At 56.1% G+C, this 16,196-nt stretch carries 11 protein-coding genes; 10 read left to right on the forward strand and 1 reads right to left on the reverse strand.

The features are described from left to right. Positions 1-21 precede the first annotated feature (21 nt). A complete protein-coding gene (gene pilM, locus Fuma_RS21690; RefSeq protein WP_077025963.1) occupies positions 22-2,274 on the reverse strand; it encodes a type IV pilus assembly protein PilM in 2,253 nt (750 codons plus the stop codon). A 538-nt stretch (positions 2,275-2,812) separates the two neighbouring features. Between pilM and Fuma_RS21700 the strand changes: the two genes are divergently transcribed. From Fuma_RS21700 to Fuma_RS21745, 10 genes are all read left to right on the forward strand, one after another. Beyond that, on the forward strand, positions 2,813-3,883 hold the full coding sequence (locus tag Fuma_RS21700; protein WP_077025965.1) for an FHA domain-containing protein: 1,071 nt from the start codon (positions 2,813-2,815) through the stop codon (positions 3,881-3,883). A 67-nt stretch (positions 3,884-3,950) separates the two neighbouring features. Beyond that, entirely contained in the window at positions 3,951-4,853 is a 903-nt protein-coding gene (locus tag Fuma_RS21705) for an ATP-binding response regulator (RefSeq protein ID WP_077025966.1), read from the forward strand. Positions 4,854-4,882: 29 nt separating this feature from the next. Continuing rightward, positions 4,883-5,812: an ATP-binding response regulator gene (locus tag Fuma_RS21710; RefSeq protein WP_077025967.1), complete on the forward strand. Its 930-nt coding sequence runs from the start codon at positions 4,883-4,885 to the stop codon at positions 5,810-5,812. A gap of 19 nt (positions 5,813-5,831) precedes the next feature. After that, positions 5,832-6,722: an ATP-binding response regulator gene (locus tag Fuma_RS21715; RefSeq protein WP_077025968.1), complete on the forward strand. Its 891-nt coding sequence runs from the start codon at positions 5,832-5,834 to the stop codon at positions 6,720-6,722. Further along, on the forward strand, positions 6,719-10,471 hold the full coding sequence (locus tag Fuma_RS21720; RefSeq protein ID WP_077025969.1) for a PAS domain-containing protein: 3,753 nt from the start codon (positions 6,719-6,721) through the stop codon (positions 10,469-10,471). The genes Fuma_RS21715 and Fuma_RS21720 overlap by 4 nt, the downstream gene beginning before the upstream one ends. A gap of 10 nt (positions 10,472-10,481) precedes the next feature. Then, positions 10,482-12,002, forward strand: coding sequence for a carboxypeptidase M32 (locus tag Fuma_RS21725; protein ID WP_077025970.1), 1,521 nt, complete (start codon positions 10,482-10,484; stop codon positions 12,000-12,002). Between the two features lie 48 nt (positions 12,003-12,050). Continuing rightward, complete coding sequence (locus Fuma_RS21730; RefSeq protein ID WP_077025971.1) at positions 12,051-13,379, forward strand: Trx7/PDZ domain-containing (seleno)protein; 1,329 nt, start codon at positions 12,051-12,053, stop codon at positions 13,377-13,379. A gap of 10 nt (positions 13,380-13,389) precedes the next feature. Then, positions 13,390-14,412, forward strand: coding sequence for a prenyltransferase/squalene oxidase repeat-containing protein (locus Fuma_RS21735; RefSeq protein ID WP_077025972.1), 1,023 nt, complete (start codon positions 13,390-13,392; stop codon positions 14,410-14,412). A gap of 9 nt (positions 14,413-14,421) precedes the next feature. Beyond that, positions 14,422-15,378, forward strand: a complete 957-nt coding sequence (locus Fuma_RS21740) for a hypothetical protein (protein ID WP_145944299.1) — start codon at positions 14,422-14,424, stop codon at positions 15,376-15,378. After that, positions 15,378-16,112 carry an alpha/beta hydrolase gene (locus tag Fuma_RS21745; protein ID WP_077025974.1) on the forward strand — a complete coding sequence of 245 codons (735 nt, stop codon included), beginning with the start codon at positions 15,378-15,380 and terminating at the stop codon, positions 16,110-16,112. The genes Fuma_RS21740 and Fuma_RS21745 overlap by 1 nt, the downstream gene beginning before the upstream one ends. Positions 16,113-16,196: the final 84 nt, after the last annotated feature.

A 16,196-nucleotide genomic window follows, 5' to 3' on the forward strand; every position in this document is an offset into this window, starting at 1 on the left:
GCATCACTTCCCCACTTCGTCTCACTCAGCTGCCGAAGCATCTCCGTCGGCACCTGCAGTGGGTGGCTGAGCTTCACGGGCGTCCACCGGAATCGGAACCCAGGCGAACTGAACGACAAAGTCTGTCTTCGTTAGATACTGAACCTCGTTTTTATCTTCAGTCAACTTATCCAACGGTGCGGTACTCTGACCACGGTTGCCACCTACGCCACCACTGCCCGGATAAGCAATTCCACCGCCACTCGACATTTCGTCCCCGTAGCCGCCCATTCCACTTGCATATCCACCGCCTCCCATACCGGGGCCACTCATTCCCATGCCGGGGCTACTCATTCCCATGCCGCCCATGCCTGGGCTCATGCCGCCCTCCATGCCTTCCATCATGCCACCACCCATCGTCATCCTACCGCCAGCAGGGCCGCCGATTCTTTGATTGGGGTTATAAGGAACATCTTTGATGTCGATCGAATCCACCACGAGAGCATGACTGATACCCATCTGCCCCACCGGAATCTTTGAATCCGGGCTCCCGTCTTTGTCCAGCGTCCACTGATGCAGGTTGGAGACCAACGTGTCCTTTACGAAGTTGCGGCCGAGCTTTCGAAAGTCTTTGATGACCTCGTCATTGTTATAGAAGTGATGGCCTCGCAGCGTGATGATGTAACCTTCACCGGTCGGAGCCGTTTCCTGATCTGCCGCATCAAAGAAGTCTTCCTTCATACCGCCTTCGGCTAACGCGGTATGCCATTCAGCCACGTCCGCGACTTTCTTCTGCGTGAAACTCTCAATGCGCAGACGACGCTGCAAACTTGGGTCAGATTCATCCAAAGCATCGCCAGTATCCTGCGGCAATGCTTCGTAGACGGACTTAATAAGCTCCACCCAGAGTTCTCGTTTGGCCAACGGCGCCGTCAGGTCGGCGATTTCCTTCTTGTTTGATTCATGTTTCGATTTGGCCGACCCGTAGGCGGATTCGTTCGAACTGATCACGCCTTGAAAGGTTGAAACCGCGTCATGGCCCGGCTTCCACTTTGATTCACTGACAGAACTAAGCACGTTTGCACTGCCGAAGATGGATAGACCGACCGCCAGCATCGTGCCAGCCGCAATGCCCACAGCCCACGGCTTCTTCCTGCGAATCACTCGCTGAACCACCAATTCCGGCGGCAACAGCGAAGTGCGGATTCGAGTTTCCTTCAGCGACTGCAACGCCAGACCGTATGGCACGGCAAAGGTCATGATGTTGTCCAGAAACAGCGGGTCACTCAGCACACCGTCCCCGGTCGCTCCTTTGAACTCATCCAGTTTTTTGACTTCGTACTTCAGGTTCTGCTGCAGAAACTTCTGCAACCCCGCCATGCGGAAACCGTTGCCGACGCCGATCACCTTCGCAATCTTCGCGTTGCGGTTCACGCTGCCGAAGTAGCCGATCGACCGCTGAATTTCGGTCACGTAGTCGTTAAACACAGGTCGCATCGCCTGGAAGACGGCCTTGGGATCAGGAGCCTTCGTTGCGTTGCATTTCAGGTGTTCGGCCTTGGCGAACGTCAGCTTCATATCGCGCGTTAATGCACGAGTGAAGTGATTGCCGCCAATGGGGACGTTGCGAATCCAGATCGTTCTGCCGTTAGACACAAGCAGAGTCGTGTTGTCGGCTCCCATGTCCAGCACGATGTAATAGTCTTCCGCATCCGGCGGTTCATTGTTTTCACCGTCGAGCCGAAAACCGAGCACGTCATAGGACAAATAGTTGTACAGCGCCAGCGGAGCGACCTGCACCAGATCGATTTCGGCTTTGTGAGCCGTCAACGGTTCCATGGCCTGGTAGACCAGATCGCGTTTCATCGCGAACAGACCGACTTCGGCTTCCAGCATGAAGCCGCTTTCTTCCACTCCGCCACCGATCGGCTGGTAATCCCAGATCACTTCTTCCAGAGCGAACGGAATCTGTTGCTTGGCTTCGTACCGAACAATTTCGGCCACCTTGCTTGGCTCTACCGGTGGCAGCTTGATGAACTTGGCCAGCGAGGTCTGCCCGGGAACACTGATCGCCACGAGGTCGTTGCCGACCTTATTGCGCGACATGAATGTTTCAACAGACTGAGCAATCAAATCCTGCGGGATTGCATCCGGCTGACTCAGAATTTTCGGATGAGGAATGTAATCGAACGCGACGGCTCGGACTTTGTCACCATCTTCGCTGCGACGCAGTTTGACGGCTTTCAGTCCGGCCTGACCAATGTCGATGCCCCAGGCACTGCGAGTTTCCGCCATGATCGAATCTTTCACACTGAGTGGACAATAAGAAGGGCTGTATCAGATCGCCTGACGAAAACTCGCCCGATTAGCGACGTTTGCCAGAAGAAGAGAGTCCGCCGCAGAAAAGAAACGGACATTCGTCGTATGTTCAGCGAAAATACGACTTTATGCAAGTTTTGTCATCTGCTACAGCATCAACTGCTGCACATTCGCCCAAACCCGTCGGCATTGCCGCGTAAACTCCGGATGCACGGCTTTTGCCGATGGTGGGCATTTGATGTTGTTGACTGTGTCAATTGCTTCGACGAGATTCCAGCCGCATTTGTTCCGGAAGAATCCGCAGTTTCGTAGAAATTTCGGTGAACGACCGGCGATATGCAACGTATGGCCAGCACTCGGGGCTGGTAAACTCCACCATCGAATGCCGCCGAAATGGCGGCCTCGTCGCTTTCCGGAATCGGCCTTCTGCTTTCCCGATGAAGTCGGTGGACAAAGCCGTATTGATCGATTGGAATCACGGCCACGATCTCAACGCTGATGCAGGAAGCCATTCATGTTCGGACAATTGATCCCCGCGGGCGGCGGACAACCGATACCACTTCTCAAAGAATCGATCATTGTTGGACGATCCGCTAAGTGCGATGTGCACGTACCACACAACGCTGTCTCCGGGCGCCATTGCCAGCTAAAACGCAAAAACGGCTACTGGTGGGTCATTGATCTCGACAGCCGCAACGGCACCGGCATCAACGGAACTCGCGTTCGCACCAAACGTATCCTGCCCAACGAAATCCTGTGCGTGCCCAAAATGCGGTTTCGAATCGTGTACAAAGCGCCGCACGCCGAAGAAGCTTCGACGGCGCAACAGTCGGAAGAAAGCAACCTGGCCCTGAGCGTTCTGAACGAACCGAGTTCCGGTGACGGCGATTCTGCCGCCGCTGGGTCCACAGCCAGTCGGTCAACAATCGTCAAAGCCAGCAGCGCACTCACTGAAGGTGGCAAGCAAAAGTCCACGCTTCAAAAAATGAAGCCGAAAACGGAGCGTTCCCGGCCCGATAAAACCTCGGCCACCAGCAGCGATCCCAACAGCCGAACGCCAGCGGGCACGGCACCACCTGTTGCCGCCTCCGGGTCGCCGTCTAAAACGCCGTCGTCGGACAATGCTGTCCGTCGTTATCTGGGCAAACTGGTTCCTCGAGGCGGCGGCGATCCCATCGCCCTGCTTGACCCCAAGCTGGTTGTCGGCCGCAGTCGAGATACGGACATCCGACTAAAAACCGGGTCTGTATCTTCGCGCCACTGCATGCTGACTCACGAAGAAGGCTACTGGTTTGTGGAAGACCTCGGCAGCAGCAATGGCGTTCGTGTTAATGGTGAGCGGATTGAACGCAAACTGCTGATGCCAGGGGACAAGCTGTCTATTTCAAGTCAGAAGTTCAATATCGAATACGAACCTGAGGGGCCGATCCCCATGGATCGCCACATTCCAACAAAAAGCCTGCTGGACAAAGCGGGACTTAGCAGCATTCTGGAATCCGATGACGCCCCCGCATGGCTCACATCGCACGAAAGCAACGAAGAAGACGTGCCTCGGAAGTACACACTTGGTGAAGACGATCCTTAACCCGCGCGGTCACTCAGATAAGCCATGCACTTACCAACCAGCGAATTAAACACCTGGAATCCTTGTCATGCCTAAAGTGCTGATCGTCGACGACGCCCTGACAGATCGGGTCCGCGTATCCGGCATAGCGTCCCGCTGGATGGACTGCACTATCCTGGAAGCCGATAACGGCAAGTCGGCCATGGAGCAAATTGCAGCACATCTCCCGGATTTAGTGCTGACGGATTTACACATGCCGGAAATGGACGGCCTGGAACTGGTCGCCGCCGTCAAAGAAGACTTTCCGCACATCCCCGTAATCCTGATGACGGGGCAGGGCAATGAAGACGTGGCCGCCCTTGCATTACGTCAGGGAGCCGCCAGCTACGTTCCCAAAGTTCGTCTGGCGGACGATTTGGTATCGACGCTAAATCAAGTCCACAGCGCCGCGAAAAGCGAACAGTCGCAATCGCACCTGATGCACTATCTTGGCGAAGCCAGCGCAACGTTTCAGCTTCCCAATGATCCCATGCTGATTCGAGCGTGCGTGAACCACTTGATGAATATGCTGCGATGCCTGCCGTTGGGTGACGAAACCGAACGGCTGCGAGTCGGCATCGCGGTTCAGGAAGCCGTGAACAATGCGTACTACCACGGCAACCTTGAAGTCACGACGGCGGCGGGCGACGACCACGCCCGCTTTAACGAAGTCGCGATGTCGCGCTGCTATGAAGAACCCTACATGCAGCGACGCATCTCGGTAACGGCCAGAATCAACCGCGAACAAGCCGAATTTATTATCCGACACGATGGCCCCGGCTTTGACTTTGGATCGGTCAACGGTGAAGATGCTGGTAACGGCAAGCGAGGGCGTGGCATGACGCTGATGGAATCCACGATGGACGAAGTTCGCTTTAGTGACGATGGCACAGAAGTCACTATGGTTCGACACGCCGCTCACGACGAATGTGATGTCGATGAAGAAGAATAGTCCCTTTGGAGTCCACCTGAGGTAGTTGTGTGAAAGACGCCGCGACAACTCGGACGACCGTTCTGCTGGTCGACGATTCCACCACGGATCGCACGCGCAGCGCCGGGCTGATCCGTAACGGCCAGCCGCAGTGGAACGTAATCACCGTCGAAAGCGCTCGCGAAGCGTTGACGCAGCTCGCCGAAACACCGGTTGACATTGTCGTGTCCGACCTTGTTATGCCAGACATCGATGGTCGGCAACTGCTTCGCATCATGCACCACGACCACCCACTGGTCCCCGTTGTATTAATGACGGCCAAAGGAAACGACCAGATCGCAGCCGAGTGCGTTGGGTTAGGAGCCGCGAACTACGTGCCCAAGCGGATGCTGGCCACCGATCTTGTCAACGTGCTGTCCGATGTGCTGCAATCTGAAGAAGAAATGCTGACCATGCGCAAGGTGCTGCAACATGTCGTGCAGAACCGTTGCGAGTTTCAAATCGAAAGCAATCTGAAACAAATCTGGTCACTAATCCGCTTCGTTCGCGAACGCCTGTTTGCCGTCGGCACATTTTCCGCCCACAGAATTCAAAGCATCACCTCAGCCGTGGGCGAATCATTGCTCAACGCGCATTTCCACGGCAACCTGCAGGTCAACGAACGCCCGCTCCAGCTTCCGCGATCAGAATACGTGGCACTGGCCGAACAGCGCAAACAGGCGGCCGAATTTTCGTCTCGCCACATCCGACTCACGATGACTCTGCAGCTGGATCGAATCCGGTTCCATGTGGCAGACGACGGCCCCGGTTTCGATCAGTCATGTTTGGAAGAACTGACTGGTCCACCATCGGACGAACTGCACAATGGCAACGGCATTCGCCAAATGCGAACAGCCATGCGAGACGTCAGCTACAACGAATGCGGCAACGAAGTGATTTTGACCGACGCCGCAGACAACACGGCTCTGGCAGCGTGCTGAATGAAGCAACGGAGTAACCATGGATTCGATTCTGGTTGTCGATGATTCAGCCACCGATCGCACGCGGATATCGGGTCTCCTGTTGAAGCACGATGGCTATGCCGTGACCCACGCCGTCGATGGAGCCGATGCGTTACTGCAATTGGCAGAACAACCGGTCGACCTGGTACTGACTGATCTGCAGATGCCTGGCATGGACGGCTTGCAGCTTGTGCGGGAAATGAAGAAGCACCACCCGCAGATTCCCGTCATCCTGACGACCGGTGTCGGCAGCGAAGAAATTGCCGTTCAGGCGATGAAGGATGGTGCGGCCAGCTACATCAACAAATCGAGCGCTGCGACATGGCTGCACGAAAACGTCGAACGCGTGCTGGCCGCGCGAGTCGAAGCGTTATCCAATGCGGAAGTGCTGCGGAAGATTGTGGCGGATGAATACACTCTGTCGCTGGAAAACGACCGCGTGCTGATGGCCACGACAGCTCGCTTTTTAAGACAGGCCGTCCAGGCTGTGCAACTGTGCCCGGAAGCAGACGTGCCAAGAATTGGCGTGGCTCTGGAAGAAGCACTGCTGAACGCGTGCCTGCATGGAAATCTGGAACTGGATTCCAAACTGCGTGAAGGCGACGGCGATCTGTTCGAAAGCCTGGCACGTGAACGATCTGCCAAAAGTCCCTGGAAGGAACGTCGCGTCAAGGTTACGGCTTCGATTTCGCCGCAGCAGATGAAGGTTCAGATTGAAGACGAAGGGCAGGGCTTCGATCCAGGCAATCTGCCTGACCCAACTGACCCGGAAAATCTACTGAAGCCACACGGACGCGGCGTGATGATGATGCGACTTTTCCTCGACGATGTCCGGTATAATGAACGCGGTAATCAGGTGACCTTGATCAAAAACGGAATCAGCGAATGAATCCGCCGTCGTCCGATCCATCTGAAGAAACGCTGCGCCAGACTCAGGCAGATTACCATCGCCTGGTCGACAGCCTGCCGGTCTGCCTGCTGCACAAGGATCGCAATAGTCGGCCGGTGTTCGCTAACAAACCGTACCTGGAATTTCACGGTCTCACCCTGAAAGAACTGATCGATCGCGGCGAACCTGCGATCGACGACTCTGTGCAGCAAGCGCAATTCGCGCGTGAAGACAGGCAGACTCTGACAGAAGGCGCCATCTTTCAGGGCATCGTCCGGCAGACTCGCAAAGACGGCTCGGTATGCTGGATCGAACGCCTGAAAGGCCCCAACAAAGACACAGACGGCAACATCATCGGCATTCAGGTGCTGTTTTGGATTGTTACCGACCGGATCGAAGCCGAACACGCTCACCAGCGCGAAAGCGCGCTGCTGGAAACTCTGCTGACATCAATTCCCGATGCGATCTACTTTAAAGATACGGCCAGCCGTTTTCTGCGCATCAGCGAAAGCATGGCGGGCATGTTCGGCCTGACTTCAGCGGCAGAAGCCGTCGGCAAAAGCGACGCCGATTTCTTCACCAGCGAACATGCCGATCAAGCGCGAGAAGACGAATTGCGCATCATGAGGACCGGCGAATCGATCATCGGACGCGTCGAAAAAGAGACGTGGAAGGATCGCGAAAACACGTGGGCGTCCTCAACAAAGTTGCCTTTGCGCGACGCCAATGGTGAGATCATCGGAACGTTCGGTCTGTCTCGCGATATCACCAACGTGATGCAGGTTGAAGAAGAACTCGCGCAGGAACGTGATCGGCTGCAGACTCTGATGAATCACCTTCCGGACGTGATCTTCATCAAGGATCGCGACGGCCGATTTGTAATGACCAATCCAGCCCTGAGCCAGCTGTATGGCTGCACGTCCTCTGCTTCGATGGTGGGCAAAACCGACTTCGATTTTGTGCCCGATGAGGTTGCTCAAAACTTCGCTGAAGATGATCAGAAGGTCATGCGATCCGGCGAAGCGTTGATCGATCGCGAAGAATCCAACGTCGATCCGAACGGCGACGTGATTTGGATGCTGACCAGCAAGATTCCGCTGCGAGACGCCGACGACAACGTGATCGGACTGGTAGGAATCGGTCGCGACATCACAAGACTTAAGCAGGCGGAACACGCGGCCACTCGCAAAGCCATGGAAGCCGGCCTGCTGTATCAGGCCACAACGTTGGCGCGGAATACGGATTCACTGCAGGAAGCGCTGCGAGGCTGTCTGGCCATTGTCTGCGACCTGACGGATTGGGATGTGGGTCATGTGTTGCGGCCCGTTCCGCAGGCTGAGTCCGATGGTGCTGAGGAACTGGAGTCCATGGGCATCTGGCACAAGGCGGCTGGTTCACGGCTGGAAGCGTTTCGCTCGCTGACAGATTCCTCCCGCATCCCCAAGGGCAAGGGACTGGCAGGCAACGTGTGGCAAACCGGCGAACCCATGTGGGTCGCCAATGCAATGGATGATGTCGACGCTCGCAGCGCCGAAGTGTTTCGTGCCGCCGGCATTCGCAGCGGCGTCGCGTTCCCAATCATCATTCAAAACGAAACAGTGGCCGTTCTGGAATTTTTCGCGTTCGCCGAACAACCGGAAGACAAAGGCTTGCTGGGCGTGTTCCAAAGTGTGGGCGAACAGGTCGGTCGCGTGATCGAACGCAATCGCAGCGAAGAAGCACTCCGAGCCGCTCTGGAAGCCGCCGACGCCGCCAACCGCGCGAAGAGCGATTTTCTGGCAAATGTCAGTCACGAAATTCGCACGCCGATGAATGGTGTGATTGGTATGACTGAACTGCTGCTGGAAACCGATGTCACGCCGACTCAGCACGAATACCTTTCAATGGTGCAGTCGTCGGGCGAATCGTTGCTGGATCTGATCAACGACATACTGGACTTTTCCAAGATCGAATCCGGCAAGATGGAAATGGAAGCCATCCCGTTCGATGTGCGCGAATCGCTGGGTGACACCATGAAGGTGCTGGGCACGCGAGCTCACAAGCAGGGCCTGGAACTCGCCTTCTCCGTCCACGAAGATGTGCCCGCGTTCCTCATCGGCGACCCAGCCCGACTTCGCCAGATTGTGGTGAACCTCGTGGGCAACGCGATCAAGTTTACGGCTCAGGGCGAAGTGGTTTTGCGAGTCCGCGTGTTGGAACAGCATGAGCAAAATGTGAAGCTTGCCGTTTCCATTTCTGACACGGGCGTCGGCATTCCGGCCGATCGCATTGACGAAGTCTTCGGAGCATTTCAGCAGGCCGATACTTCAACGACACGCAGCTTTGGCGGTACCGGATTGGGCCTGGCCATCTGCACGCGACTGGTCGAAATGATGAACGGTTCGATCCGTTGCGAAAGCGAAGTGGGTACGGGCAGCGTCTTCACTTTTGATGCAGAATTCGCGATCGCGGAAGACTATCAGGCGCAAACTCGAGATCCCGTGGTGGTGCATGGCACAAAGACTCTTATCGTCGACGACAACGCCACCAATCGCAGAATCTTACTTGAGATGTGCACCAATTGGGGAATGGCGCCGCTTGTCGCCGGAAGCGCTGAAGAGGGCTTTCGCCTGTTAAATGAATATCAAGACATTGCTCCGTTTAAGCTGCTTCTGACGGACGTTCACATGCCAGTGATGGACGGCTTCGATCTGTGCCAACGCGTGCGTGAAGATGAGCGATTTAATGACCTGAAAATCATCATGCTAACATCGGCCGGGCGACCGGGCGATGGCGACCGGCGGCGCGAACTGGCAGTTTCGGGCCACATCCTGAAACCGGCGAAGCAGTCAGAATTGTTCGACAGTATCGTAAGCCTGCTGGGCGTCACCGACGAAGAAGACGTTCATGATAAACCGCCAGTCAATCCGGACTACCCGGTGGTGACCGGCCTGCGAGTTCTGCTGGCGGAAGACAACCTCGTCAACCAGAAGCTGGCTATCGGACTCTTAAACAAACATCAACACCACGTCACGCTGGCCTGCAATGGTGTGGAAGCGGTCGAAAAATACCGCAACGGGGAATTCGACGTGATCCTGATGGACGTGCAGATGCCTCAGATGGACGGTCTGGAAGCGACGGCCGCCATTCGCGAATACCAGCAGCAGTCCGGCCGCAGGACGCCGATTGTGGCGATGACAGCTCACGCCATGAAGGGCGACAAAAAGCGCTGCCTGGACGCCGGGATGGATCAGTATTTGTCGAAGCCAATTCGAGGTCGGCAGATAGCGGAAATGTTCGCCCGAATGAAACTGGCTCCCAGCAGCACGGCGGCAGAAATCGCCATGGATTCGCCACCAGAAGACGTGCCGCAGAAAACGGAGCCCAATGACAATCCGCCCGTCGATCACCAGCCACAAGCACCAGCAGAATCGCAGATCGACTGGCAAGCAGCGATGGAAAGTGTGGACGGCGATCGCGAACTGCTGGCTGCGGTCATCGAAGCTTTTACGGACGAAATTCCTAAGCTGATCGCACAGGGAAAAACGGCAATCGAAGGCGGAGACGCAAAGACGCTTCACCGCGTAGGGCACACGATTAAGGGAGCACTTCTGTCGCTCGGGGCCACTCGCGCGGCAAACCTCGCTCAGCAGTTAGAACAATTGGGAGCCGATGGAAATCTGCCGAGGGCCGCTGGTTTGATGCCGGAAGTGACGGAAGTCCTGCAAGCAGTGGTCGCTGAACTTTCCGAGTTCGATCCGATCGAGTAGCTTCCACCGCATGCCTGACCCGAAAACACATTATGACGAACTCCTCACCCTTGTCCGCAAGGCCGAACTACTCGGATCATGCGGCGCCGTCCTCGGGTGGGACCGCGAAACCTACATGCCGCCCGGCGGCAATGAACATCGAGCCAATCAGTTAAGTCTGCTGGCTGGCGTGGCTCACGAATGGTCGACGTCGCCGAAAATCGGTGAGTTACTCGATCAACTGGCCGACAGCGAGTTCAACGACGGTGCAGAATCTGATTCCGTCGCCAACATTCGAGAAATCCGTCGCACTTACGAACGGTCAAGAAAATTGCCGCAGCGGCTGGTCGAAGAACTTTCGCGCGTGACCGCGCTCGCTCAGCAGCATTGGGCGGAAGCTCGTCAGAAGAACGACTTCGCAGCCTTCGCCCCGTGGCTAAGCCAGATTGTTAAGCTGAAACAGGAAGAAGCAGCAGCCGTCGGATTTGCTGAAAACGGCGAGCCGTATGACGCGCTGCTGGACGAATATGAACCAGGTGCAGAAAGCGCGGATGTGGCATCGGTGTTTGATGCGTTGCGGACTGAATTGGTGCCGTTGCTCGACGCGATCAAAGGAGCCGGTCGGCAACCAGACACGTCGCTGTTGAATCGCCATTACCCGGTGGACGCTCAGGCCGTGCTCGGTCGCGAAGCAGCTACGGCAATTGGTTTCGACTTCAACAAAGGTCGACTGGATGTGACGACTCATCCTTTTTGCAGCGGCTTTGGGCCCGGTGACTGTCGCCTGACAACGCGTTACGACCCCGACTTCTTTTCCTCAGCCTTCTTCGGCACGCTGCACGAATCCGGTCACGGAATGTACGAACAAGGGCTGCCGGGAGACGCCTTCGGCACGCCGCTGGGAAGCTCAGTGTCGTTGGGAATCCATGAATCTCAATCACGGATGTGGGAGAACCTTGTAGGGCGAGGGCTGTCGTTCTGGAAGCACTTCTTCCCGCGGGCTCAGGAGCTTTTCCCGGATGCTCTGGGAAATACCTTGCTGGACCAGTTTCATTTTGCAGTGAACGCGGTCAGTCCATCTTTTATTCGGGTTGAAGCTGACGAAGTCACGTACAATCTGCACATCATGCTGCGATTCGATCTGGAACGCGATTTGATTTCCGGGCGGCTGCCGCCGGAAGAAGTTCCGACTGCGTGGAACGAACGTTTCACAAACGACTTTGGAATCACACCGGAAACCGACGCTAACGGGTGCCTGCAGGACGTCCACTGGAGTGCCGGGTTATTCGGCTATTTCCCTACCTATGCGCTCGGCAACATGTATGCAGCCCAATTTTTTGAAGCCGCCGAAGACAAAATTGGCGATCTGCAGCATCAGTTCGCAAAAGGCGAGTTCCAACCATTGCTGCAATGGCTGCGACAGCACATCCATCAACACGGCCGGAGATTGTCGGCCAGCCGCTTGGTGGAAGTCGTCACCGGAAGCACACTGTCGAACACGCCGCTGATGAATCAACTGAACAACAGATTCAAAACGCTGTACGGGATCTGACGGCTCGTCCTGTTCAACATTCACCTCAAACCGATACGAAGGCTCACCATGAAAACGACCGTGTTGACAATACTGTTGGCCACCACCTGCGGCTTAACCTTCGCCGCCGACCAGACGCGCGAAGAAAAAGTGCGTGAGGACATGAAACGTGTGAAGGAAGATGGCTTCTGGATCTACAACGACCTGCCGAAAGCATTTGAAACCGCAAAGAAGACCGGCAAACCACTGCTAGTCGGGTTTCGCTGCATTCCGTGCGAAGAGTGTGTGAAACTGGATGACAACCTTGTCGACACAGACCCCGTGATTCGGCCGTTGCTGGAACAGTTTGTTTGTGTCCGAGTCGTCTCAACCAATGGTCTGGATCTTTCGTTGTTTCAATACGACACCGATCAATCGTTCGCGATGTTCATGCTGAATGCTGATCGCACGATCTACGGTCGATTCGGAACTCGTTCGCACCGCACAGAATGGTTTGGAGACGTAAGCCTGACCGGACTGGCCGAAGCACTAAAAGGCGCGTTGGCCCTCCATAAGGACTATCCCGCAAACAAATCTGCGCTGGCAGGCAAGACCGGGACGCCGCTGGAATTCGGTTCGCCAGAACAATATCCGGCGTTGAAAGATCGATTCACGAGCAAGCTGAGTGCCACCGGCGAGATCGCGAAAAGCTGTATTCACTGTCACCAGATCGGCGATGCTCGGCGGGATTTTCACCGGAAGAACAGCGGCACGATTCCGGAGAAGCTTCTATATTCCTATCCGCATCCGAAATCGATCGGCTTAATCCTGGATGCCGAAGCTCGTGCACTGGTCAAAGATGTGAAGCAGGATTCATTGGCCGCGAAGGCCGGATTCCAACCCGGCGACCAGATTGAAACGCTGGCCGGGCAGCCCCTGCTGTCCATTGCCGATGTTCAATGGGTGCTGCATATCGCCGATCCGGACGGCACAGATGTGGCAGCAGTCGTAGACCGAGCGGGCGAGTCTGTGAAGCTCACGCTGGCTTTGCCAAAGGGCTGGCGACGAAACGACGATATTGCCTGGCGAGTTTCTTCGTGGGGACTGCGTCGTATGGTGACGGGTGGCATGAAATTGGAATCGCTGTCGGATGAAGAACGCCGGGAAGCGAAGATCGAACCAGGCTCACTGGCATTGCGAGCCTCCCACGTCGGACAGTACAACAAACATGCGGTGGCCAAACGCGCGGGTGTGAAAAAGGACGACATCCTGATTTCCTTCAACGGCCGTTCAGACGACATGACGCCCGGCCAATTGCTTGCTTATGGCGTTCAAACAACCAAACCTGGCCAGAAAATTCCCGTGACCTTTCTGCGCGGCAAGCAAAGAATTGACGTGAAGTTGCTGATGCAGGAGTAAGAATGAAGTTATGAGTACTATCCACGTCATAAAATTCCCGATTGTCGTCCTGCTGGCTGCAGTCATTTGTGGCAACCATGTCGCCGCCGACGATGTCGACGATGTCGTCCACAAGGCACTCGACTTTTTGGTGGCCGAACAAAAACGACAGGGCTATTGGGAAGCAGAGCAGGGGGCGTACCGAGTCGCCATGACGGCTCTGGCGGGCACGGCGATGCTTGCCGAAGGTTCGACCGCCACGACTGGTCGCTATGCAACTTCGATCAGCAAAGCGGTCGACTACCTCCTGGCTCGCAGCCGCCCTAACGGCCTGATCGGATACCGCGAAGACGGTCACTACACTTATGGCCACGGCTTCTCGATGGTATTTCTGAGCCAGGTTTTTGGCGAAGAAGAAGACGTGCGTCGTCGCGAAGAAATCCGCCAGGTGCTGACGAAAGCCGTTCAGTTCTGCGCGGACGCTCAAACATCGCGAGGCGGCTGGGGCTATGTTTCGGCAAAGGAAGGACAGGACTTCGACGAAGGTTCAACTTGTATTACTCAGGTCCAGGGCCTGCGAGCGTGTCGGAACGCGGGCATCCCGGTGTCGAAAGAGATCATCGATCGAGCCAAAAAGTACATTGCAGATTGCACAACGTCTGCAGGCGGAGTCCAGTACAGCATCAAAGGCGGCGGCGAACGGCCTCCGATAACGGCCGCTGCTCTTGCCGCGCTGTTCAACGCCGGCGAATACGATACGGAACTCACCAAGCGAATGCGGAAGTTCTGCGACGACCGCATCTGGCCGGGCAAGAAACTGAATTCCAGTTCCGGTCACTGGCACTACATGCACTTCTACTACGCTCAGGTGATTTACCGGCAAGGCGGCGATCGCTGGAACAAGTACCGTCGTGAGATCGAAGAAAAACTGCTGAAGGAAGCCAGCGGTGGCGGTGGCTGGTCGGACCGTCAGATCGGTCACGTGTATACGACATCGATCAACTGCATCATCCTGCAACTGGACAAAGGCTACCTGCCGATTTATCAGCGATAACTCAACAACATGCTTCCACGAATATTTCTCCCCGCACTGCTGATTTGCATGGGCTGCAGCGATTCCGAAACGCCGCAGCCGGTCGCGCCACCACCTGAAACGGCTGCGTCTGAAACGGCTGCATCAGGGGACGGCTCGACAGTTGACGCGTCGCCCATTGAAACGGCAATGGATGACGACTTTGACTTTCAACCACTATCAACAGCCTCCGGCGCAGGCAACGACGCAACATCGGCAGACGGCACAGCAGGCACCCGACTTTCCGGGGAAGCTCACATTCGGGCCGTCATGAAAAAGCTGAAGCCGCTGCAGGTCATGCTGGGACAATGGCGTGGGATCACTCGCAAGGTCTACGATGGTCAAAAGGCCGTCGACAACCACGAATGGATCTGGGATTTGCAGTCTGCACCGGACCAACCTTCACTGGCCGTTACGTCCGACAACAGCCCCTACCTTCGAACTGCCCGACTGACATGGCTGCCGGACAAGTCCGTTTTTCAACTCACCGCAACCGATGCGGACGGCATACAGCGGACCTTTCAGGGCGACTACACAGACCCGGTTCACGAAGTGGTCGGATCGGACGACAAACTCCACCGCGTATTTCGCCTGGAATTGACCGAACAACCAGATTCCACAAAAGCAACGGGCGGCGAAACGTGGAAGTTGGCCTTCGTGCAGCAGGAGAACAATCGCTATCTGCTGGAACTGGACAAACAGCGAGGCACGGCTCCGTTTCGTCGCTACGATACCGTGTCGACTCAGCGCGAAGGCACGTCGTTTGCCGTAAGTGATTCGGACTACGGCGACAAATCCTGCATTATTTCGCAGGGACTGGGCACAATTGCAGTGTCGCATCAGGGACGCACCTATTGGGTGTGTTGCAGCGGCTGCAAAGCAGCATTCGAAGAAGACCCCAAAACATGGATCGCTCGTGCAGCAAAGCGAGCGGCCGAAACGAAATAATGGCGACAATGAAGCTGAACAACAGCCAAGAAACTTACGGCGGCCTGACCTGCCGAGTCATCGACGCGCTGCCTCAAGGTCAGCAGCCCGATGCTGTCATGGTGCTGTGTCACGGTTTTGGTGCGCCGGGCGACGACCTTGCTGCCTTCGGCCCTCACTTGCTAAGCAGCAGTGAAGACATAGCGGAACGCTATCGCTTTGTTTTCCCGGAAGCTCCCATCGACCTGACACCGATGGGCATGCCGGGCGGTCGAGCGTGGTGGCCGATCAATATGGCTCAACTCGCGGAAATCAACCAAACCGAAGACTACAGTAAACTGACAACCGTTGAACCACCGGGGATGAGCGCCGCGTCGGACCAGTTGGCGGCCACCGTCAAAGAGATCCAGGCGGCCAACGGCATCGACGATTCAGCAACGGTGCTGGGCGGGTTTTCTCAGGGAGCCATGGTGACCAGCAACATCGTTCTGCGCGACGGTTTCGTCCCGAAGCTGATGGTGCTGTTTTCGGGAACGTTGTTAAACAGCGAAGTCTGGAAGAAACAGGCTGCAAATCACGCCGGTTGCCCGGTTCTGCAGTCTCATGGCCGGCAGGACATGGTGCTGCCGTTTGCTCCCGCAACGTTACTCCGCGATATGTTGACGGAAAACGGTTTTGACGTGGATTTTCACGCTTTCATCGGACCGCACACGATTCCTATGGAAGTTTTGACCGAGTTGATGCGTCAGTTGTAGACCGGCGACCGCAGAAGGACCGTCACCGATTCCTGTTCCAATCCGTCACCATGATGGCCGGCCACAGGACCGCCCTTGGCTGGG

The sequence above is a fragment of the Fuerstiella marisgermanici genome, from assembly GCF_001983935.1.
GTDB lineage: Bacteria > Planctomycetota > Planctomycetia > Planctomycetales > Planctomycetaceae > Fuerstiella > Fuerstiella marisgermanici.

Excerpts from the sequence above, each read along its gene's own strand:
- Fuma_RS21725 (WP_077025970.1), top strand. The coding sequence starts at position 10,482 with ATGCCTGACCCGAAAACACATTATGACGAACTCCTCACCCTTGTCCGC.
- Fuma_RS21705 (WP_077025966.1), top strand. The coding sequence starts at position 3,951 with ATGCCTAAAGTGCTGATCGTCGACGACGCCCTGACAGATCGGGTCCGC.
- Fuma_RS21700 (WP_077025965.1), top strand. The coding sequence starts at position 2,813 with ATGTTCGGACAATTGATCCCCGCGGGCGGCGGACAACCGATACCACTT.
- Fuma_RS21720 (WP_077025969.1), top strand. The coding sequence starts at position 6,719 with ATGAATCCGCCGTCGTCCGATCCATCTGAAGAAACGCTGCGCCAGACT.
- Fuma_RS21745 (WP_077025974.1), top strand. The coding sequence starts at position 15,378 with ATGGCGACAATGAAGCTGAACAACAGCCAAGAAACTTACGGCGGCCTG.
- Fuma_RS21730 (WP_077025971.1), top strand. The coding sequence starts at position 12,051 with ATGAAAACGACCGTGTTGACAATACTGTTGGCCACCACCTGCGGCTTA.
- Fuma_RS21715 (WP_077025968.1), top strand. The coding sequence starts at position 5,832 with ATGGATTCGATTCTGGTTGTCGATGATTCAGCCACCGATCGCACGCGG.
- Fuma_RS21740 (WP_145944299.1), top strand. The coding sequence starts at position 14,422 with ATGCTTCCACGAATATTTCTCCCCGCACTGCTGATTTGCATGGGCTGC.
- pilM (WP_077025963.1), bottom strand. The coding sequence starts at position 2,274 with ATGGCGGAAACTCGCAGTGCCTGGGGCATCGACATTGGTCAGGCCGGA.
- Fuma_RS21735 (WP_077025972.1), top strand. The coding sequence starts at position 13,390 with ATGAGTACTATCCACGTCATAAAATTCCCGATTGTCGTCCTGCTGGCT.